This is a genomic window from Komagataeibacter sp. NFXK3, assembly GCF_054182245.1.
This window is the reverse complement of the sequence record NZ_JAPIVJ010000002.1, coordinates 39,752-60,783: the sequence shown is the minus strand read 5'-3', so window position 1 is coordinate 60,783 and position 21,032 is coordinate 39,752. Positions and strand designations below refer to the sequence as shown.

19 protein-coding genes are annotated in these 21,032 nt (G+C 62.2%); 13 read left to right on the top strand and 6 right to left on the bottom strand.

What is annotated here, in order from left to right:
- Window positions 1-97: 97 nt before the first annotated feature.
- Window positions 98-1,048, top strand: a complete 951-nt coding sequence (locus tag OQZ28_RS02470; protein ID WP_458135054.1) for a helix-turn-helix domain-containing protein — start codon at window positions 98-100, stop codon at window positions 1,046-1,048.
- Window positions 1,049-1,106: 58 nt separating this feature from the next.
- Here the strand turns inward: OQZ28_RS02470 and OQZ28_RS02465 are convergent, their stop codons facing one another.
- From OQZ28_RS02465 to OQZ28_RS02455, 3 genes are all read right to left on the bottom strand, one after another.
- Window positions 1,107-2,339, bottom strand: a complete 1,233-nt coding sequence (locus tag OQZ28_RS02465; RefSeq protein WP_458135053.1) for an MFS transporter — start codon at window positions 2,337-2,339, stop codon at window positions 1,107-1,109.
- A gap of 31 nt (window positions 2,340-2,370) precedes the next feature.
- Complete coding sequence (locus OQZ28_RS02460; protein WP_130732569.1) at window positions 2,371-2,769, bottom strand: GlcG/HbpS family heme-binding protein; 399 nt, start codon at window positions 2,767-2,769, stop codon at window positions 2,371-2,373.
- 87 nt (window positions 2,770-2,856) lie between these two features.
- Window positions 2,857-3,588, bottom strand: a complete 732-nt coding sequence (locus OQZ28_RS02455; RefSeq protein WP_458135052.1) for an IclR family transcriptional regulator — start codon at window positions 3,586-3,588, stop codon at window positions 2,857-2,859.
- Window positions 3,589-3,865: 277 nt separating this feature from the next.
- On the opposite strand from OQZ28_RS02455, the gene OQZ28_RS02450 reads away from it, so the two are divergent.
- The 7 genes from OQZ28_RS02450 to OQZ28_RS02420 all read left to right on the top strand — a co-directional run bounded on the left by OQZ28_RS02450 (window position 3,866) and on the right by OQZ28_RS02420 (window position 9,670).
- Window positions 3,866-4,789 carry a ketopantoate reductase family protein gene (locus OQZ28_RS02450; protein WP_458135232.1) on the top strand — a complete coding sequence of 308 codons (924 nt, stop codon included), beginning with the start codon at window positions 3,866-3,868 and terminating at the stop codon, window positions 4,787-4,789.
- Window positions 4,790-5,101: 312 nt separating this feature from the next.
- Window positions 5,102-5,548: a hypothetical protein gene (locus OQZ28_RS02445; RefSeq protein ID WP_458135051.1), complete on the top strand. Its 447-nt coding sequence runs from the start codon at window positions 5,102-5,104 to the stop codon at window positions 5,546-5,548.
- A 160-nt stretch (window positions 5,549-5,708) separates the two neighbouring features.
- Window positions 5,709-6,365 carry a TetR/AcrR family transcriptional regulator gene (locus OQZ28_RS02440; RefSeq protein ID WP_130732572.1) on the top strand — a complete coding sequence of 219 codons (657 nt, stop codon included), beginning with the start codon at window positions 5,709-5,711 and terminating at the stop codon, window positions 6,363-6,365.
- A 334-nt stretch (window positions 6,366-6,699) separates the two neighbouring features.
- Window positions 6,700-7,344 carry a Crp/Fnr family transcriptional regulator gene (locus tag OQZ28_RS02435; protein WP_242621922.1) on the top strand — a complete coding sequence of 215 codons (645 nt, stop codon included), beginning with the start codon at window positions 6,700-6,702 and terminating at the stop codon, window positions 7,342-7,344.
- 130 nt (window positions 7,345-7,474) lie between these two features.
- Complete coding sequence (locus tag OQZ28_RS02430; protein ID WP_458135050.1) at window positions 7,475-8,494, top strand: Dyp-type peroxidase; 1,020 nt, start codon at window positions 7,475-7,477, stop codon at window positions 8,492-8,494.
- Window positions 8,495-8,506: 12 nt separating this feature from the next.
- Window positions 8,507-9,301 carry a family 1 encapsulin nanocompartment shell protein gene (locus OQZ28_RS02425; RefSeq protein WP_130732574.1) on the top strand — a complete coding sequence of 265 codons (795 nt, stop codon included), beginning with the start codon at window positions 8,507-8,509 and terminating at the stop codon, window positions 9,299-9,301.
- Between the two features lie 33 nt (window positions 9,302-9,334).
- Window positions 9,335-9,670 carry a DUF2934 domain-containing protein gene (locus OQZ28_RS02420; protein ID WP_130732575.1) on the top strand — a complete coding sequence of 112 codons (336 nt, stop codon included), beginning with the start codon at window positions 9,335-9,337 and terminating at the stop codon, window positions 9,668-9,670.
- 39 nt (window positions 9,671-9,709) lie between these two features.
- Here OQZ28_RS02420 and OQZ28_RS02415 read toward each other — a convergent pair whose 3' ends face one another.
- Window positions 9,710-10,765 (bottom strand): YeiH family protein, encoded by a 1,056-nt coding sequence (locus OQZ28_RS02415; protein ID WP_458135231.1) that lies wholly within the window; start codon window positions 10,763-10,765, stop codon window positions 9,710-9,712.
- A gap of 119 nt (window positions 10,766-10,884) precedes the next feature.
- On the opposite strand from OQZ28_RS02415, the gene OQZ28_RS02410 reads away from it, so the two are divergent.
- On the top strand, window positions 10,885-11,763 hold the full coding sequence (locus OQZ28_RS02410; RefSeq protein ID WP_458135049.1) for a LysR family transcriptional regulator: 879 nt from the start codon (window positions 10,885-10,887) through the stop codon (window positions 11,761-11,763).
- A 59-nt stretch (window positions 11,764-11,822) separates the two neighbouring features.
- Here the strand turns inward: OQZ28_RS02410 and OQZ28_RS02405 are convergent, their stop codons facing one another.
- Window positions 11,823-12,326, bottom strand: a complete 504-nt coding sequence (locus OQZ28_RS02405) for a phospholipase D family nuclease (RefSeq protein WP_130732577.1) — start codon at window positions 12,324-12,326, stop codon at window positions 11,823-11,825.
- A gap of 333 nt (window positions 12,327-12,659) precedes the next feature.
- Here OQZ28_RS02405 and OQZ28_RS02400 point away from each other — a divergent pair, with 333 nt between their 5' ends.
- A complete protein-coding gene (locus OQZ28_RS02400) occupies window positions 12,660-14,405 on the top strand; it encodes an oleate hydratase (RefSeq protein WP_458135048.1) in 1,746 nt (581 codons plus the stop codon).
- Between the two features lie 251 nt (window positions 14,406-14,656).
- Here the strand turns inward: OQZ28_RS02400 and OQZ28_RS02395 are convergent, their stop codons facing one another.
- Window positions 14,657-15,664 (bottom strand): zinc-dependent alcohol dehydrogenase family protein, encoded by a 1,008-nt coding sequence (locus tag OQZ28_RS02395; RefSeq protein WP_458135047.1) that lies wholly within the window; start codon window positions 15,662-15,664, stop codon window positions 14,657-14,659.
- 676 nt (window positions 15,665-16,340) lie between these two features.
- On the opposite strand from OQZ28_RS02395, the gene OQZ28_RS02390 reads away from it, so the two are divergent.
- The 3 genes from OQZ28_RS02390 to OQZ28_RS02380 all read left to right on the top strand — a co-directional run bounded on the left by OQZ28_RS02390 (window position 16,341) and on the right by OQZ28_RS02380 (window position 21,018).
- Entirely contained in the window at window positions 16,341-18,719 is a 2,379-nt protein-coding gene (locus tag OQZ28_RS02390; protein ID WP_458135046.1) for a TonB-dependent receptor, read from the top strand.
- A gap of 25 nt (window positions 18,720-18,744) precedes the next feature.
- The gene (locus OQZ28_RS02385; protein ID WP_130732580.1) at window positions 18,745-19,464 is read left to right on the top strand and encodes an HAD-IA family hydrolase; all 720 of its coding nucleotides are present in this window, start codon (window positions 18,745-18,747) and stop codon (window positions 19,462-19,464) included.
- 216 nt (window positions 19,465-19,680) lie between these two features.
- Window positions 19,681-21,018: an MFS transporter gene (locus OQZ28_RS02380; protein ID WP_165399207.1), complete on the top strand. Its 1,338-nt coding sequence runs from the start codon at window positions 19,681-19,683 to the stop codon at window positions 21,016-21,018.
- Window positions 21,019-21,032 lie beyond the last annotated feature (14 nt).

Sequence of the window (21,032 nt, the reverse complement as noted above, 5' to 3'; positions counted from 1 at the left end):
ATGTGCAATGACGGACGACAGATATATACACTCATAGCCAGACAGGCCATTACGGCAGCCATGCCGCACGCAGCCCGACATCCAGGGGCAGGGAGAAATGAAACCGCATTGCCATAACCCCGCCCAGCCGCCCCCCACGGGCCAGCCCCAGCGCGCCCCTGGTGCAACCGAGGTGGCCCGGTCGTGGCAGCGCTGCGTTTCATCCTATAATCTCGACCCTGCGCAGGGGTGGCAGGCCGATGTGCTTTCGGGCGCGGAACTGCGGCATGTCAGCACCCGCTCCGCCAGCCTGCTCCGTATCGCCATGCCCGAGATGCAGCGCCTGTTCGGCCTTGTGCAGGGGCTCGACTTCATGGTGCTGCTTGCCGACCCTGACGCCACCATCCTCGCCCGCAACATAGACGAAGCCCATATGGGCCTGTGCCGCAGGCTTGCCCTGCGCGAGGGGGCGATCTGGAGCGAACACATGGCAGGCACCAACGGCATCGGCACGGCGGTGCAGGATGGCTGCCCCGTTTTCCTGGGGGAAGGCGAGCACTGGCGCTTCTGCTTCTCGCTGCTGGCAAGCTATGCCGTGCCGATCTTCAACGCGCACGGTCAGGTCGCGGGCGCAATCAACCTTGCCGCCTTCAATGGTGACACGTCGCGCAGGCTCGCACCGCTCGTGCTCGACACCCTTTTGCAATCAGGCCGCCGGATCGAGGAGCAGCTTTTTCGTGAGTACCACGCGGGGGCGCGCGTGCTGACGCTGGGCGTGGCCGAAGGGTGCTCGGCCCCGCTTGTCGCCATCAATGCCGAAGGCGAAGTCACCGGGGCCACCCATGCCGCCCGCATCCTGACCGGCTGGACGGATGACATGATCCGCACCCACCCCAACCTGGTGCACCGGCTTGAGGCGGAGGGCCGGGTGAGCTTTCGCAAGGCGGAGGAAAATGTCATCCGCTCGGCGCTCGCACTCGCGCAGGGCAATGTCACGGCCACCGCGCGGCATCTTGGCATTGGCCGGGCCACGCTCTACCGCAAGATGAAGGCCCTGGGCGTGCGCTAGGGCAGATCCAGTCTGAATGGACACATTCGAACTGGTAAAATGCTCTAGAACCGGCCGCTCATTCAATATCGCCGCGCACCTCCACCTGCCCGTGGCACCTGAGCAGGACCATGGCCAGCACATAGACCACCAGCCCCCCGGCCGACAGCACCGCCCCGCCAACCCCCAGCGCGCCATACCCGAACTGCCGCGCCAGCAGGGCGCTGCCCAGTGATGCGCCGAGCGCGTTGGCGATGTTGAAGGCCGAATGGTTGAGCGAGGCCGCCAGTGTCTGCGCATCGCCTGCAAAATCCATCAGCCGGGTCTGCAATGCCGGGCCCAGCGCGTTGACGAAGGCGGGCACGAGCAGCACATCGAGCATGAGCGCCGGCTCATTGTGCAGCACCAGCGGAAAGGCGAGCATGACCACCGCGCTGCCGCCCAGCGCCAGCAGGGCGGCACGGTCGAGGTTACGGTCCACGATCCACGCCCCCACATTGGCACCGATCAGCATGCCCGCGCCGCACACGATCATGTAAATCATGATGCGCCATTCAGGCACATGCGTCACGTTGAGCAATACGCTGGTCAGGTAGGTGTAGATTGCGAACATGCCGCCAAAGCCGATCGACGCCGTCACCAGCGTGAGCAGCACCTGCGTATTGGCCAGGGCGCGGATTTCCCTGAGCGGGGAGTTCCTGCGGTTGGGCGGGTCCGCGGGGATATAGCGCCAGATGCCCGCCACCGTCAGCAGCCCCAGCGCCGCGATGATGAGATAGGCGACACGCCAGCCAAAATGATCGGCGGCAAAGGTGGAAAACGGCGCGCCGACCAGGGTGGAAATGGCAATGCCCGACAGGATGCGCCCCACGGCCCAGCCACGCCGCGCGCGCTCGACCATCGAGGCGCCGACCAGCGCCGAGATGCCGATCAGCGCGCCATGCGGCAGCCCGGTGATGAAGCGGGCCACCTCCACCAGCCCCGGCGTGGGCATGGCCACGCTGAGCAGGTTGGCGCAGCAGAACAGGGCAAACAGGATCAGCAGCAGTTCGCGCCGCGACAGGCGCGCGCCAAGAATGGTGATGAGCGGCGCGCCGACCACCACACCCAGCGCATAGGCCGTAATGGCATGCCCCGCATCGGAGGGGGACAGCCCGAGCGAGGCTGCGAATTCGGGCAGCATGCCCATGATGGCGAACTCACCCGTGCCGACCACGAACGTGCCGAAGGTAAGGATGAAGAAAGCTGCTTTTGCGCCATGGGGCGCCGCGATGGGGGCAACCCCGCTGGCAGGGGGGGCGGTCTGGGTCATGGGAGCGGGTCCGGGTCAGGTAAGGGGGCGCTCAGGCCCCGAGCGTGTTGGCAGCGATGCGGGCGATGGCGATATCATCCTCCGTGGGCGCGCCAGAGACACCAATCGCGCCGACCACGCTGCCATGCGCGCCCCTGAGCACGAGGCCACCGCCAAAACTGGTCAGGCCGCCATTGGTGTTTTCCAGCGTGTAGGCCTCGCCCTGGGGGCGGGCGATCGTGGCCAGATCGGCGCTATCCATATGGAACAGGGCCGCCGTGCGCGCCTTTTTGGTCGCGACATCGATCAGGCCCAGCGGCACGCCATCCATGCGGGTAAAGGCCACGGGCCATGCCCCGGCATCCACGATGGAAATGCACACGCCAAACCCGCGCTTGCGCGCCTCGGCCAGGGCGGCCTCCATCATGGTCATTGCATCGGTCAGTTTCATGTCGGCATCCACGGCTTGCATAAAAAGCGCAGCCTAGCCCCGCGCCTGCGCGGGCGTAACACACCAATCACCAAAATCCCGATTTGTTCAACATTGCTGAACCGTGGCGCGCGCCACGTGCTGCATCATCATCCAGGCCAGCCGCACAAGGCGCGGGCGTGGCAGGTCGGCGCAGGGGCCGGTCAGGGCAATGGCGGCCCGGACCTCGCCGTGTTCACGCCACGGCACGGCCACCGCGTTCTGGCCGGGGCGGTAGCTTTCAAGGTCAAGCGCGTACCCCCTGAGGCGCACGGCCTCGATCTGGTCGCGCACATGCCCGTCAAGCGCATGGGCGCGGGTGCTGAGCACGCGCTGGCCCATGCCGGGCACAAAGGCCAGGAACACCAGCCCCACTGCCGAACCCTCGATGGTTTCACGCCGCTGCGCGGGCGTGGCGGCCCCTTCGGGGGCATGCGGGTCCACCCGGTCGAGATAGGCAGCCTCATCGCCGCTGGGCACGCCAAGGTGCACGGTCGCCCCGCTATGCCGCGCAATGGCTTCAAGCGTCGGGCGCATGCGCGCACGCAGGCCGTGGTCATCACCCATGATACGCGACAGGTTGAGAATGCGCCCGCCCAGATGGTAGCGCATGTCGCCCGGCCTGCGCTGCACGTAGCCAAGGTGGTCGAGGGTCTGGAGGATGTTGTGGGCGGTGGTTTTTTCCATGCCTGCCTTCGCCGCGATTTCGCCCAGCCGCGCGCTGCCCCCTGCCTGCGCCATGACTTCCAGAATGGCGGCGGACCGCACGATGGACTGGATCCGTTTTGGCACGCTGGCCATGTCATCCTCCTGCATGCCCTCCGGCACGGCATGACCGGACAGGCCCGAAACATGCCCTTACCTGAAAAATAACCGGCCACAAGGGGCAGCGGAACCGCCTGCCCGCCCTGCCTGCCGTCCGTGCTGCGCGGGCAGGGAACCGATGGCCGTGAAGCATGCGCCACCAGGCCGCCCCCGCGCGCATGCCAGCCTGACCACCCGGGCATTGACCACTCAGGCAGGACGGGAGCAGATTCGCATTGAAACGCAGGACCGGATACAGGCGGGAAACACGATGATGACTCCAAAGATCCTTGTTGTCGGCGCGGGTGCCGTGGGGGGCTATTTTGGCGCGCGCCTGGCGGCGGCGGGCCATGACGTGACGTTTCTCGTGCGGCCGCGGCGGCAGGCGCAACTCAGCGCAACAGGGCTGTGCCTTGTCAGCCCGCTGGGCGATGCAACGCTGGCCCCGCGCATGATCACGACGGATCAGATCGCCCATCCCTACGATATCGTCATCCTGAGCGTAAAAGCCTATTCCCTTGCCGCCGCAATGGCCGACATGGCGCCTGCCATCGGGCCAGACACGCGCATCCTCCCGCTGCTCAACGGCATGCAGCACCTTGAGGTGCTGGCCAGCCGCTTTGGCCGCGAGGCAGTCATGGGGGGGACCTGCTTCATCGTCAGCAGCCTTGATGCCGAAGGCCGCATCCATCAGGTGGGCGTTACCCCGCGGCTGGTATTCGGCCCGCTGGTGGCCGAACAGGACGCCAATGCCATGGCGGACGCCCTGCGCGCGCCGGGGTTCGAGACAGTGCCCTCCTCCCGCATCGTGCAGGACATGTGGAACAAATGGTCGCTCCTGGCCTCGCTGGGCACGCTATGCTGCCTCATGCGCGCGAGCGTGGGCGAGGTGGCCCGCCTGCCCGGCGGCACCGATTTCGTGCATGCCACGATAAACGAATGCACCACGGTTGCGGCAGCCGCGGGTTACCCGCTCGCGCCTGACACTATCAACGGCATTACCAGGAGGCTGACGCAGCCTGACTCCACGCTGACATCCTCCATGTTCCGCGACCTCTCGCAGGGTGCGCCGGTGGAAGCGCAGCAGATCATTGGCGATCTCGTTGCCCGCGCCCGTGCCCATGGCGTTGCCACCCCCATCCTCGCCCTGACGGACCTGAACCTGCGCGCTTATGAACTGCGCCGCGACAACCGGTGAGGCTGAAGCCGGGCACCATCAGGCAGCCGCAAGAGATTGCCTGAACAAAAGGTCATTCATGAAATGAAGGTTTCCGGGTATCGCCTTTCGAGGCTTTTAAAAAAATATTCACCAAAACTTTTATAATTCCAAGACATTATACTGTTACGTTGCTTTCGGGAAACTGTTCAGGGACTATCGCACCCGGCGCAGGAAATGGCGGGATGGCGCGGTTTTGTCATTGACGGGCCTTTTGCCGCCAATTAAACGAAACCGAACCGTTCCGTTCAAAAAAAACGGATGGTCCCTGCTCTTCTTTCACTGGATCATGCAATGAACCCCTTCCGGCATACAGGCCTTGTGGTCCTCGCCAGTTCCCTGGCCTTTCACGGCACGGCGCAGGCCGCGTGCGAGGCCACCGATGCCCGGATCGAACTCTCGGCGCACCATGTCGCGGCAGGGATCGGTTATGTCTGGGGCCAGGGCACGCTGTATGACGGCACGCACGCCTACCCCTTCACCATACGGGGCGGCGGCATGCCAAGCGTGGGCGGCATGGTGATGCGGGCGCAGGGCTGCGTGCGCAACCTTGGCCACCTGCAGGACTTCAATGGCACGTACTGGAGCGTGGGCGGCACGGCCACCATCCATCACGGCACGGCTGGCCTGGTCATGGAAAATGCCCGGGGCGTGGACATCAATCTCGTGGCAAGCACCCGGGGGGCGTTCCTGTCCGGGCAGGTCGCGCGGCTTTCCTTGCGGATGAAGGGTGGCAGCTAGCCCGGAACATGGGCGAACCACCCATTCGCAATGACCATTTGAACACGCGCCCCCGTTCTGGCATCCCCGTGCCGACAGGCTGGATGGCACCATGCCTGCATACCATGTTATGTTTCATGACATAATATGACTGGCTCACGGCTGGAGTTAAGAACGAAGAATGTCTGACGTACCATCAAGACCGCCACATACGGGCGGGCGCCCGACGCCTGAAGGCTCGGCGCAACTCGACCGGCATGTTCTTGAAGTTGCAACGGCATTGTTCATCAAGCAGGGTTACGCCGCCACGTCGCTGGAACGGATCGCGCGCGTGGCGGAGTGCAGCAAGGCCAGCCTATACCGACGCTACGCATCCAAGGAAGAACTGTTCCGCGCGGTGGTGGCGGCCCGTGGCAAACTGCTGCTCGAGGCGGCAGGTGCGGTCGAGGCCTCCTCCACCGACCCGCTGGTCGCCACGCGTGAAATCAGCGAGTTCTTCCTTGACTTCATGCTGCGGCCCGAAACGCTTGAAGCCTACCGTATTGTCATTGCGGACGGGCATCGCATCGCCTTCTTCGTGGAGGACATGATGCGGACCATCGTGGAGCCCTTCGTGGCCACGCTGAGCCGCCTGATCAAGGCCGCCGCCGATGCGGGGCGCATCCACTCCACCAACCATGAAGAGACAACCCGCGTCCTGCTCAGCCTGTTCCTGGGCTGGCCGCTACAGAACACCATGCTGGGCCTGAACATGCTGCATGACCCGCAGATGCGGGCGCGCTTCTTTGAACGCGCGTGGAATATCTTTACGTCCGGCATCTGCATCCAGGAAAAATAGGGATTTCCGGGTGTCGCACAGCGTTTCAGCAAGGCGGCGTTTTGCCCGCAGTTCCACCCCCGCGACAGATCGTTTTTTATAGGCGCTTCCTATATGTCATATTGCGATACGATACGGTATCGTATATATGAGTGTTAGATTACATACCCCTGGCGGATGATCATAGAATGGAATGAAGACGGTGCCGACCTGCGCGACCCTGATGGCCACGAAAGGCGCGCACCATCTGATGGCTGTCCATATCGGGGCCGCAGGATGAAATGCCCCGCCACCCATCATGGGGCCGATCCTTGATGAACACACAAAAACAACGCGTCCATGCATATAGATGTTCATGATGTTCAGAGATTTCACGCTTACTGACACCGAACGGGAGGCGTTAAACGCGATCTCCACGAAAATACACAGACCCGCAAAACGCCGTATCTACACCCAGGGCGAAGCGGGCAAATATGTCTACCGCATCCGTTCAGGCGCCGTGCGGCTGGAACATCACCTGAATGATGGCCGCAACCACATCTTTGCCTTCATGTGGCCTGACGACATGTTCGGCACCATTGAAGACGGGGTCTATCCCGCCTCCGCCATTACGCTGGTGGATACCTACCTGTTCCAGATTCCCTATCCCGCGCTGCTCAAGCTGATCGAGATCCATCCGCGCATCCAGACCCTGTTCTTGCAGCAGGCGCTCAATTACACAAAGGCCGCGCAGCGCCACCTGCTGCTGGCCACCTACCCGCTTGTGGTCAAGCGGCTGGCAGGTTTCCTGCTTGAATGCAGCAAACAGGCCGATTTCTATGACCGGCACTCCAATATCCTGACCCTGGCCATGGACCGCAGGGATATTGCCGATTACCTGGGCTTTGCCGTTGAAACGACGAGCCGCATGCTCAAGGAACTGGAAGACATGCAGCTGATCAAACGCCTCTCGTCGCAGCGCATCATGCTGGACCGGCCCAGGATCATGGAAATATTTTAAAGGCCTTCCCTGACCGGGGCGGCCGCGTGTTCAATCCGCCTACCTGCCCCCTGCCGCCCCATCTTGCCACGCCCCGCCACCTGCCTATGCTAGGCCGCCATAAGCGTTGCCTGCAGGGAGTTCGAGAGCATTGGCCACACCCCAACCCATTGATACAAAGCTGACCCAGGCTGCGGTTTTCCTTGTCCTGACCCTCAGCCCCGACACCGAGGTCGGCCCGCAGGTGCGCGACCTGATGGGCGACCTGTCATCACTTGTGCGCGGGGTCGGATTCCGCATTGATGATGGTCGGCTCAGTTGCATAACCGGCATCGGGTCCGAGGCGTGGGACCGCCTGTTCGGCGCACCGCGCCCGATGGACCTGCACCCGTTTGCCGAGATCAATGGCGTGCACCATGCCCCCTCCACGCCGGGCGATCTCCTGTTCCATATCCGCGCGACACGGATGGACCTGTGCTTTGAACTCGCGACCGCCATCGTCTCGCGGCTCGAAGGCGTTGCCACGGTTGTGGATGAAGTGCACGGGTTCAAGTATTTCGATGCCCGCGACCTGCTCGGTTTTGTCGATGGCACTGAAAACCCGGTGGACCAGCCCGCGCGTGATGCAACACTGATCGGTGATGAAGACCCGGCCTTTGCGGGCGGCAGTTATGTCATCATCCAGAAATACCTGCACGACCTGAAAAAATGGGATGCCATACCCACCGAGGTGCAGGAACACATCATTGGCCGCAGGAAGGTATCGGATATCGAGCTGCCTGAGGCCGCCAAGCCCAGCTATGCCCATAACGTGCTGACCAATATTGAAGAAAACGGCCAGCAGCTCCAGATCGTGCGCGACAACATGCCCTTTGGCACGGTGGGCACGGGCGAATTCGGCACCTATTTCATTGGCTATGCCCGCTCGCCCGCACGCATCGAGCGCATGCTCGACAACATGTTCGTGGGCCTGCCGCCGGGCAACTACGACCGGCTGCTTGATGTCAGCACGGCGGTGACCGGCAACCTGTTCTTCATTCCCACCAGCGATTTCCTTGATGCAGCACCCGACCTGCCCGCGCCACAGGCCCCCGTTGCCGCCCCACCGCCCGCAGCACCGCAACCCGTGGCGGAACCAACCGGCTCGCTTGGCATCGGATCATTGAAGTAAAGGACACCAGACATGAACAACCTGCACAGACACCTCGCCCCCGTCTCGTCCGCCGCCTGGACCGAAATCGAGGAGGAAGCCACCCGCACCCTGCGCCGCCACCTGGCCGGGCGGCGCGTGGTTGATGTTTCCGAACCCAGGGGCACGGCCTTCGCCGCCGTGGGCACGGGGCGCGACAGGCGCATCGATGCGCCCACCGACGGCGTGCAGGCCGTAATACGCGACGTGCTGCCGGTGGTGGAACTGCGCGTGCCCTTTACCCTGTCACGCGCGGAAATCGACGCGGTGGAACGCGGCGCACGCGATGCCGACTGGCAGCCGGTGAAGGATGCGGCCAGGAAAATCGCCTTTGCCGAGGATCGCGCCATTTTCACCGGCTACGCCGCAGCGGGCATGAAGGGCATTGCGCAGGCTACCTCCAACGCGCATGTCAAGCTGCCGGCATCGGTCAAGGATTACCCGCATGCCATTGCCGATGCCCTTGGCGCGCTGCGCCTTGCGGGCGTCAACGGCCCCTATGCCATCGTGCTTGGCGCCAAGGCATATGAGGCGGTCAGCGGCGGTGATGATGCAGGCTACCCGGTGCGCAAGCACATCGAAAGCCTGATCGAGGGCAAGCTGGTCTGGGCGCCCGCCATTGAGGGGGCCTTTGTCATCTCGCTGCGCGGCGGCGACATGCAGCTTGATATCGGGCAGGATTTCTCGATCGGCTATCTGGCCCATACGGCGGATACGGTCGAACTTTACCTGCAGGAGAGCTTTATCTTCCGGGTGCTGACCAGCGAGGCATCCGTCGTCCTAGACTGATTTCAAACCGAACACGCTACCAAGGACATGATCATGCAGAACCCCCTGGCCACCACGCCCGAAACCGAAGCCCGCATCACCGCCAAAGCCCAGGAACTGTGGGAAGCCGACGGCAAGCCCGGCTGTGGTGCTGCCGCCTACCGCGAAGCCGCATCCGAACTGGTCGGGATGGAAAGCAACCCCGACGCGGGCCAGATCCCCGTTGACTCACCCGTGCCGCTCGATGCGAACGGCGAGCCCATCGAGCAGGCATGGCTGGAGGAAAACCTCGGCAATTCAGGCGGCAGCATGGATGAACTTGATGACAGGCAGGAAGTACCCTTCGCCACGCGTGCGCAAGAGGCAAAGGCCCTGAAGGACCAGGACTGACCCTGCCGTGCGGGATGGCAGCCTCCATCCCGCACCGTCCTACCCCCCGACCATGAAGCGCACCAGCGCAACACTTGCGCCCAGCAGCCCGAGCAGTGAAATGGTGACCGTAACCACCAGCGCCCTGCCCGAGCGCGCAATGGCCCGGAGTTCCACCCCCAGCCCGAGCGCTGCCATGGCAAGGATGGTCAGGAACGTGGCCACATGGTTGAGCGGCACGACAAGCCCCGCCGGAATGCCCCCCGCCGTGCGCACCACCATCATGACCACAAACCCGATGATGTACCACGGCACCAGCCGGGTCAGGGGCGGCAGGCGTGATCCCTCCGCCGCCTCACGCGCGCGCCATGCGCTGGCAGTCACGGCCAGCGCCACGCAGACCGGGCCGAGCATCAGCACCCGCACCAGCTTGACCAGCGTGCCGACATGCACGGCCGCCATGCCAAAGGGCGCTGCGGCAGCCACAACCTGCGGCACGGCATAAACGCTCAACCCTGCAAGCACGCCCCCTGCACAATTGGACAGGCCCAGCAGGGGCACCACGAACGGCAGCCCCAGCACCACCACAAGGCCACCTGCCGCCGTAAAGGCAATGCTGGCGCCCACCTCGTCATCATCAGCCCCGATGACCGGGGCCGCCGCCATGATGGCCGAATTGCCGCATATGGCATTGCCGCAGGCCACCAGCAGCGTCTGCCGCGCGGGCAATCGCGCAAGCCAGCCCACGCAGCAGGTAAAGACCAGGCTGAACGCCACAATGCCCATGGCCCCCGCCACCAGCCCCGGCCCGATCGCCCGCACCGCCCCCACGCTGAACGAGGCCCCGAGCAGCACGATGGCGATATTGAGCACGGTGCGGGCACAGCAGTTTATGCCTGGCCCACAGGCAGGGGCAGGCCGCCAGATCGCGCGCAGGCCCACACCGAGCAGGAGGGCCATGTTGAGGGCTTCCAGCCATGCCCTGCCAAACAGGGCCGCCTGCGCCTTTTCAAGCCCGATGGCAAGCACGGTGATGGACAGACACAGCCCGACACCCGGTGCGACACGCGCTGAAAAATCAATGTTACTCAACAGGAATGGTGGCCTGCATGGCATGGTCGTCACGGTATCCTCCCTTTCGCCACGCAGGGTAGGAGGTGGGCATTCAATCAATCCAATGCATAGTTCTTCTCATTTCAATCGTTTATCATGATTGATTGTGATAGGGCTGGGGCATGACCCTTGAACAGCTCCGCCTTTTCATTGCCGTGGCCGAACGCGAGCACGTCACCGCCGCCAGCCGGGCCCTGAACGTGACGCAATCCGCCGTGTCAGCCGCCATCGCGGCCCTCGAAGAGCGCCACGGCATCAAGCTGTTCCATCGTATCGGTCGTGGCATCCGGCTGACGGAGGCAGGCCGCCTGTTCCTGCCCGAAGCCCGGGCCGTGCTGGCGCAGGCAGCCGCGGCGGAAAACATGCTGGAGGAATTCAGCGGCCTGAAACGGGGCACCTTGCGCGTGGTGGCCAGCCAGACCATTGCGGCCTACTGGCTCCCGCGCTTTGTTGTGTCATTCCGCCAGCTCTATCCGCATATTATCGTTGACGTCGCCATCAGCAACACGGAGGAAGCCGCGAACCGGGTGCGTGATGGCATGGTTGACCTCGGCATTGTCGAGGCCCTTGTCGATGACCCTGCCCTGGCGCAGTGGCCGCTGGGCAGCGACCGCCTGACCCTGATACAGGCCACCCCCTGCCCGCCCGCCCATGCCAGCACGGACTGGCTGCGCGCGGCCACATGGGTCATGCGCGAGCCGGGCTCGGGCACGCGGGCCACGCTGGAGCACCAGCTGCGCCAGTTGGGAATTGCGCCGGAGGAGCTGAAAATCGGGCTTGTCCTCCCCTCCAACGAAAGCGTGCGCACCGCGATCGAGGCCGGGGCGGGCGTTGGCGCGCTGTCTTCACTGGTCATCGCCCCCGCATTGCAGGCGGGCACGCTGCATGCCGTGCCGCGCGCGCTTGGCCCGCGCGCCTTTTACGGGCTGCGCCACAAGGAGCGCTACCGCAGCCCGGCGGCGGAAGCCCTGCTGGCCCTGATTGGCCGGGAGGCGGGCTGAAACGCCAGGCCTGGAGCATCTTCACCAGTTAGAATGTGTCCAATCAAACTGGATCTGCTCTAGCGGGCATGATCCCAGCGGTTCTGCCAATGGGCCAGATAAGCCTGCGCAAGGGTGGGGTCATCCCAGATCACCAGGGCATTTTCACTATTCTTGCGCTGGGCCCCCTTGGTGAAATTGAAGGAGCCGGTCTCGACATTTTGGCCGTCGGTAATGATGACCTTGTCGTGCTGCACGGCATAGACATCATCCATCCTGACCTGGATGCCGGCATCCCTGACCCGTGCGATGGCCATCTGGTTGCCCTTGCCCTGGTTGCCTTCCTCATCCAGCACGATCGCCACGTCCACGCCGCGCTTTCTGGCCTTGATCAGGGCATCGACCACGTTATCGGCGCTGAAAAAGAACGCCATCATGCGGATCTGGCTCTTGGCACTTTTGATCACGTTGAGCACCAGTTCGGTTGCCGATCCTTCGGGCGAGAACCCGACATCGATATGCGACTGGGCATAAACCGGCGTGCTCAGGCCAATACAGAGCAGGGCTATAATAATGCTTTTCATTTTATCTTCTTTATAATCCTGTGCCCAGCCATGCGCCCCGGAACACGCAGGGCAGGTTCATCCCTGCCATACAGTCACGACACCTGATGGCAAGACCTGCCACAGCCTATGAAACGGGTTTTCATGAAAGTGTCATATACGGCCCTGCGCCTGAACGCCGGGCGCACTGCCAGGCGTGCCGCGTCCGGCCCGTACGGCCCATGCATCCCCGCCTTGCCAATTGATCAATATCAACGACATGAATGCTAAAAAATCGCGCTATGTTCAGCAGACTTTCCCATCAGGGGAAGATGGCCGGGCCATGATCCATGGCCCCAGCAAGGCGCAAATTCCATGAGATATGCCCATAGCAACTTTGAAGCATTCGTCCGCCCCGAAAAACCCGCCGGGATTGACACCCGCGCGGCCTGGATCATAGGCGGCGGCCTTGGTGGCATGGCTGCCGCCGCCTTCCTGATCCGTGATGCGGGCATGCCGCCAGCACACATCACCATTCTTGAAGCCTCCGGTGCCGATGGCGGCGCGCTTGATGGCACGGGCAACGCCGAGACCGGCTGGCTCATTCGCGGTGGCCGGGAAATGGAAGAACAGTTCCAGTGCCTGTGGGATCTGTACCGCTCGATCCCGTCGCTGGAGGTGCCCGGCGCCTCCGTGCTTGATGAGTTCTACCGCCTTAACCGCGCCGACCCCAGCAGCAGCCCCATCCGCGCCATGCACGACCGCGGCCAGCCCCTGCCCGACCGTAACAGCCTGACCCTGACCGGCAAGGCACGGCGCGAGATCCTGGCCCTGATCCTGACGGATGAGGACAGGCTCGATGGCAAGACGATCAGTGATGTGCTGTCAGCCGATTTCATGAAATCGAATTTCTGGCTGTTCTGGCGCTCCATGTTCGCGTTCGAGACATGGCACAGCGCCATCGAGATGAAACGCTACCTCGCCCGTTTCGTGCACCAGATCCTGGGCCTCAAGGACCTGCACACGCTCAAATTCACGAAGTTCAACCAGCAGGAATCGCTCAGCAAGCCGCTGGCCACGTGGCTTGCGGAACAGGGCGTGGTGTTCCGCCACGGCGTGCAGGCGACCAATGTGCGTGTTGACATGGCAGGCGGCCAGAAGGTCGCAACCCGCATCGACCTGCTGGAGAACGGCCAGCCCGGCGGCATCGACATCAGGGCAGACGACCTGGTGTTCGTGACCAATGGCTCCATGGTGGAAAACTCCCGCTGGGGCGACCACCACACCCCGGCCCCGATCGAAACCGGCATTGCCGAGGGCAATATCTGGCAGCTATGGCGCAACATCGCGGCACAGGACCCCGCCTTCGGCCGGCCTGACGTGTTCTGTGGCGATACCACGAAATCACGCTGGGAATCCGCCACCGTCACCACGCGTGATTCGCGCATTCCCGATCTGGTGCACAAGGTAACGGGGCGCGACCCCTTCTCGGGCCGCACGGTTACGGGCGGGCCGATCACCATCCGCGATTCCGCGTGGCTGATGAGCTGGGTGGTCAGCCGGCAGCCGCATTTCAAGGGCCAGCCCGAAGGACAGATGGTGGCATGGCTGTACGGCCTGTTCAGCGACGTGCCGGGCAATTACGTCAAGAAACCCATGCAGGACTGCACCGGCGAGGAAATCACGCGCGAATGGCTGTTCCACATGGGCGTGCCGGAAGACCAGATTGACGACATGGCCGCCACAGGCGCCACCACCCATCCGTGCATGATGCCCTTCATCACCGCGCAGTTCATGCCGCGCGCGGCAGGCGACCGGCCGAAGGTCGTGCCCGCGGGCAGCGTCAACCTCGCCTTTCTGGGCCAGTTTGCCGAAACGCCGCGTGATACGGTGTTCACGACCGAATATTCGGTCCGCACCGCGATGGAGGCGGTCTATACGCTGCTCGACATTGACCGTGCCGTGCCGGAAGTATTTGGCAGCGTTTACGATGTGCGGGTGCTGCTGCAGGCCGCAGCCGAACTGCGCGATGCCCGCAAGATCCCCGCATCTGGCATGGTGCGCCACATGGCCGATGGTACGGAAATTGGCGATCTTCTGAGCCGCTACGGCCTGATCTAGCAGGCCGCCCGCGCAGGCGTTACAGAAAAAGCGTCCCCTTTCAAAATAAAGGGGGCAGCCGATCGCGTTTAGAGACTGCTTGAAAACAATTCATTGATTGAAATAACAAAAGTTTTTGGGTGCCGTCTTTTTTTAAAAAGACGGCGTTCCTTGAAGCTTTCTGAAAAAAGCTTCACCAAAAACTTTCTTATGATTACTGGATGTTTCCCGAGCGAACTTTCAAAAAATCTCTTACTCTCTTGACCTGCTTGTTAGAACTCCAGGCAGATCTTGCCAAAATGCTGGTTGCTTTCCTGATAGCGGAAAGCGGCCACGATCTCTTCAAGCGCGAAGCTGCGGTCAATGACCGGGCGGATGCCATTGCCCTCAAAGGCCCGCACCATGGCCTGCTGGTCAGCCCTGCTGCCCACCAGCACGCCCTGCAGCCGGAACTGCTTGAGCAGCATGGGCACCACTTCCAGCTGGCCCGCCACGCCGGTCAGAATGCCAATGACGGAAATATGGCCCGCCACCCGGATGGCCGCCATCGACTGCGCCAGCGTGGCGGGACCACCGACCTCGATGATATGGTCCACGCCTCGCCCGCCGGTCAGTTCCCATGCGGTAGCGCCCCATTGCGGGTTTTCGCAGTAATTGATCACATGGTCCGCGCCAAGGGCGCGCAGGCGCTCGAGCTTGGCAGCGCTCGATGAGGTGGCGATGACCGTGGCCCCCGCCATCTTGGCAAATTGCAGCGCAAAGACCGACACGCCGCCCGTGCCCTGCACCAGAACCGTATCACCGGGCTTTACCGCATCATCGACAAACAGCGCGCGCCACGCCGTCAGCCCCGCCGTGGTCAGCGTCGCCGCCTCGGCATGCGACCAGCCGCGCGGCGCATGGGTAAAGGAGGTGGCGGGCGCGGTTACCTCCTCGCGCGCATAGCCATCCACGCCATCGCCCGGCACGGTGGTGAAGCCGATCACATCAGGCGCGCCGCCAAGCCATGTAGGGAAAAACGTGCTGACAACCCGGTCACCGGGCGCGAATTCGCTCACGCCTGCGCCCACTTCCACCACTTCACCCGCACCATCGGCCATGGGGATGCGCGGCACCGCGGGTGCCCACATACCGCTGACAACCGCATAATCATGATAGTTCAGCGAGGACGCATGCAGCCTGACCCTGATTTCACCATGTTCCGGCGCGCGGATGGGCTGCTCGGACATGATCACATGATCGAAGCCGCCGGGCGGCTGCACAATAACCGTTCTGGGCACGGGAGTTTCTCCTGACTGCGGTAAAACGCAAAATACCAGATACAGGCTGCGAATTCCAATACGGGGCCGGCGCCGCACGCAGCGCGAGGATGCCCGCCATGGGGAACAGGCCGGCCAGCGGCCTGCAATCCTGGCGCGCCAGATGCGGCATGCAGGGGGGTGAAGCATCATATCGTTACCTTTATGTAACGTCATGTTCTCTACCTGCATGCCCGTTCAGGCGCATGAAACACGGCATATCCTTTCCCGCCCCGATAGCGGGAACACGCATCCGTGACATATTTGTTTTTATATTATAACAACTTATACTCTATTTGCAGCCTGCGCCCTGCTCCAGACGGCAGATTGGTCTGAAAATTTCCTGATTATTATACTTTCATAATGAATCGGCATTTTCCTCTCATTTGAGGCGAAACAACGCGATTATGTTCTGGTTGCGGAATATAAATTGATAGTATGCCCTTCCCGTTCTGTGGGCAGAATGTTGCAGTATCGAAAGTAAGAAACCGCCATCGGTTCGACTTCACTCCATTTCGAACGACGCGCTCAGGGGATCGCAATGACTGACAACAAATTGTGCTCATTGGTCGGTATCCAGACGACCGTCCGTACTGATCTTTCCCGTTATCCGGCATGGTCACGGTCCAGGTTCCTGTTCCTTTCTGTGGCCTCCTTCATGCTGCCTTTCATGAGCGCGGGCGCCGATGCAGCGGAAAGCACCAGAACCGCCGCGTCACAACACGCCAAGACAACCACGACAACAGCCAAGCCCGCCACGACCGCTGCCGCAGCGCCACCACAGGCCAAAACGGAATTCATTCACGTCACCCACGGCACGCCAACATCAAACGGGGTGACAAACACCACCCCAGGCGGCGGCCTCATGCCACCGCAGACCGTTGCAAAATCACGTAGCGGGCTGACGCGCGACTTCATTGCAAAGCAGAGCCCGACCTCCAACGCGGTTGCCATGATCGCCAGCCTGCCGGGCGTCGTTTATGGTGGCAATGACCCGTTGGGCACCAATGATGACCAGCAGGGCCTGACCATCCGTGGCCTGAACCAGCAGGAAATCGGCTACCTGTTCGAAGGCATACCGGCCGCTGCCCCGGTTTACCTCCTGCCCTACACATCAGCATCATCCGATAACGAAAACATTGAATCCGTTACCCTGACCCAGGGCTCGCCGGATACGAAATCCCCGCTGTACAACGCCGTCGGCGGTGAAATGTCGGTGAAAATGCGCGACCCGTCACGCAAGATGGGCGGCCATGTCAACCTCAGCTACGGCTCTTTCAGCCTGCGGCGTGAGTTCGTGCGTTTCGACACGGGCGAAATCGGCCATACCGGCATTCGCGGCTTCGTGTCCTTTTCCGACCGCACGGCCGATGAATGGCGTGGCGTTGGCGCGACAAAGCGTTATCATGTCGACATGAAGTTCCTGAAGGAATGGGGCGACGGCAACCGTGCATCGCTTGTCTTTGCCTATAACGACGCCCAGCAGTACTACCTGCGCGCGCCCACCAAGGCGCAGTGGAACCAGTACGGCGTCAACTTCAATTACAACGACACGCCTGGCGGCAGCACGCCCGCGAATTACTACGGTTTTGAAGAAAACCGCATGAAGAAGATCACCATGGGCGCGCCGGTCAATGTCAAGCTGGCCAAGGGCCTGACGCTCGATGTCACCCCCTACTTCACCTACTCCTGGGGTTACGACAACGGTGCCTCGACCCTGAGCCGCAACGGCTCCTATTTTGGCAGCCAGCCCGCGGGCACCCTGCAGAACACCGGCGCCCAGACCGGCTCCTCCATCCTTGCCGGGTCGATCGACACCTATACCCTCGCCTATTCCGGCATCAACGCCGCGCTGTCATGGACAAAGGGCCACAACACCCTGACGGGCGGCGCATGGTATTCCTACTTCGACCAGTCGGAACCGCAGAGCTACCAGGCGGCCAATGGCGATGGCACGCCATCGGGCCAGTGGGGCAGCAATGCCATCCTGACCCAGAACGGGCAGGTGCTCTCCACCTACAACATCCACCTCATCCAGCAGACCAACGCGCTGTTCATCAACGATACCTACCGCGCGCTGCATGACCGCCTGACCCTGACCGCGGGCTTCAAGGAAGTCATGGTGACGCGCAGCGAAACCAACGCCATCCCCGATGTGACCTATGGCACCGGGCAGAGCGTGGCCGAACCGCTGCCGCAGTTCATGGCCAGCTACAAGATCACGCCGCATGACCAGATCTACATCAACGGCACGTCTTCGTTCCGCATGCCCGCCTCGATCATGACCTACGCGGATCGCTACAGCATTTCCAACGGCAAGCTCTCCACCCGCCACGCCAGCGGCCTGCAGCCTGAATTCGCCATCGGGGAAGAAATCGGCTACCGCCACACCGGCTTCGTCAACCTGTCGCTTGCACTGTTCAACTACAACTTCACCCACCGCCAGCTCAGCACGACAACCTATTCCGGCACGCAGGCGATCTCGGAATCCATCGATGCCGGTGGCCAGACCGCGCGTGGCGCCCAGATCGAAATCGGCCTGCGCCCGTGGCATCACTTCAGCCCGTATGTCTCCGCGCAGTATGAACATGCCACCATCGACAACAACCTGAAGGCCGCCGCAACCGATGGCACGACGGTCTACTTGCCCACGGCTGGCAAGAACGCGGTCAATACACCCGAAGTCACGGTGGCCGTCGGCCTGAACTACGACAATGGCTCCGTCTTCGCCGGGTTCAACATGAACTATATCGGCAAGCAGTATTCGACCTTCATGAACGATGAATCGATCCCCAGCTACGAAACATTCAACATGAACATGGGCTATCGGTTCAAGTCGTTCTGGTATGCCAAGCACCCGCAGATCCAGCTGAACCTGATCAACATCGGCAATAACGGCTACCTGTCGGGCACCAGCAGCATCAAGACCAATGGACAGGCCATGATGGTCAACGGACACCAGGTCGCGGCCTCCGCACCGCAGTACTATGTTGGCGGCGGCTTTGCTGGCGTCCTGTCCTTCACCACGGGTTTCTAATCACTACAACAGGCTGAAAAATATCATGAAGCGTTTACCCAAGGCCCTGACGTTCGATGTTGTGGGAACATTGATCGATTTTGAAACCGGCATGATGAACTTCATTCACACCCAGTGTGGTGAAGCGGGCAAGAAAGTGGAGCGCGAAGCCTTCCTGAGCGCTTACCGCGAGATGCGGGCACGCGGCGAGACCCTTAATTTCCCCGATGACCTGATGCCCATCTATGAAACCCTGGCCCCGCGCTTTGGCCTGCCCGAGGGCGCGGAGCATGTAAAGGCCTTCGCCCAGGCCGCCCATGACTGGCCCGCCTTCCCCGATTCAGTCGATGCCCTGGCCCGCCTGGCCAAGCACTTCAAGCTCGTGGCCATGACCAACACGCAGCGCTGGGCCTTCAAGGGCATGGAAAAGACCCTGGGCATGCCCTTCCATGATTCGGTCACAGTAGATGATGCGCTGTGCGAAAAGCCGGACCCCGAGTTCTTCGCCTTCGCCCGTGGGCGCCTGAGCCGTGACGGCATCGTGAAAAACGAGATCCTGCATGTGGCGCAAAGCCAGTATCATGACATCTCGGTGGGGCGTGACCTCGGTTACACCGTGTGCTGGATCGAGCGCCGCAAGGCCATCGGCGGCTTTGGCGGCACGATTGCCGTAGCCGAGCTGACCAAGCCGGATTACCACTTCTCCACCATGAAGGAACTGGCTGATATGGCGGACCGCAACGAACTGTTCATGATCTACGACTGAGGCAGGCTGCACGCGATCCATGACGGATCGCGTGCCCGTTTGTGACAGCACCATCATCGAAAATCGAGATGTCCGTTGTGGGCAGGGCCAGAACGGGGCTGCGCGTGTGGTTCACCGGCTCGCAGCCCTGGCACACAGCCCCTGCGCCACCGGCGGCATATCCCGCTTACCCGCACATATCCACCAGCGATCATGAAGGATGGGACCGGCCGCACAATGCAAGAACAACCACAGACTTCCCCCTGTCTCATCGATGATCTCAAACCCTCGGGCTTCCACCTGCGACTGGCTCTTGTCGCCGGTGGCGGTCCGTTTTGCGATGGGTATATCCTGGGCATCATCGGCATCGCCCTGCCCATCATGGTCAAGGACTTCCACCTGTCAGGCAACATGACGGGGCTGCTGGGCGCGTCCTCTCTGTTTGGCGTGCTGCTCGGGGGGCTGGGTGGCGGCATCATTTCAGACCGCCTGGGCCGCAAGCGGCTCTATACCCTCAACCTGCTCATGTTCGCGATATGCTCGTGCGCGCAGTATTTTGCAGGCAGCCTGTATGCGCTGCTGTTCTGGCGGCTGCTGATCGGCATGGCCATCGGCGCGGATTACCCCATTGCCACCGCCTACGTAACCGAGTTCATGCCCCGTGTCTGGCGCGGTCCCGTGCTGTCGGGGCTGATTACGTTCTGGTGGGTGGGGTATATCGTCAGTTTTATCGCGGGCTACCTGCTTTCACTCTATTTCCCCGATAACTGGCGCATCATCCTGGGGTCAAGCCTGGTGCCCTCGGCGCTGCTCATGCTCTTTCGCATCGGCATGCCGGAATCCCCGCGCTGGCTCATGCAGGCCGGTCGCGCGGATGAGGCCAGGGCCATTGTGCGCGAACATCTGGGCGCGCATGTGCTGATTGATGAGCCCAAGCCCACCGGCACCGCCAGGCTGTCGCTCAGGCACCTGTTCCAAAGCCGCTATCGTGGCGCGCTGGCTTTTGTGTGCGCTTTCTGGATCCTGCAGAGCGCGCCCTCCTTTGCCATCCATACCCTGCAGGCCCCGATACTCGAGCAGCTGAAGATGGGGAACTCGCTTCTGGCCTCATGCATTGTAACGAGCTTCACGTTACTTGGCTCCGTTCCTGTCTCGCTGGGGCTGATCAATGTAATGGGCCGGCGTAAACTGTTGATCGGTTCATTCGCGTGGGGCGCGATCGCCTTATTTTTTGTGGGTCTCTATCCCCACCCAGCCAACTGGTTTATAATCATTGCATTCATAATATACTCTGCGGTTGAAGCCGCCGGGAGTGGCCTACAGTTTGTTTACCCCAATGAACTCTTTCCCACCGAAATTCGTGGCACCGCCGTAGGCTTCGCCTCATCGGCCAGCAGGCTCGGGGCTGCGGTGGGCACCGTGCTGCTGCCCATGGGCACGATACAGTTCGGGGTACACGCCATGATGCTGGTGGCCGCAATGCTTCTGACACTGGGGGCCGCCATTTCATGGCGATGGGCGCCCGAGACGGCCACCCTCAACCTGTCTGAAGCCAGTCAATCGCTTACATCCTGATTCGGATACGGAGT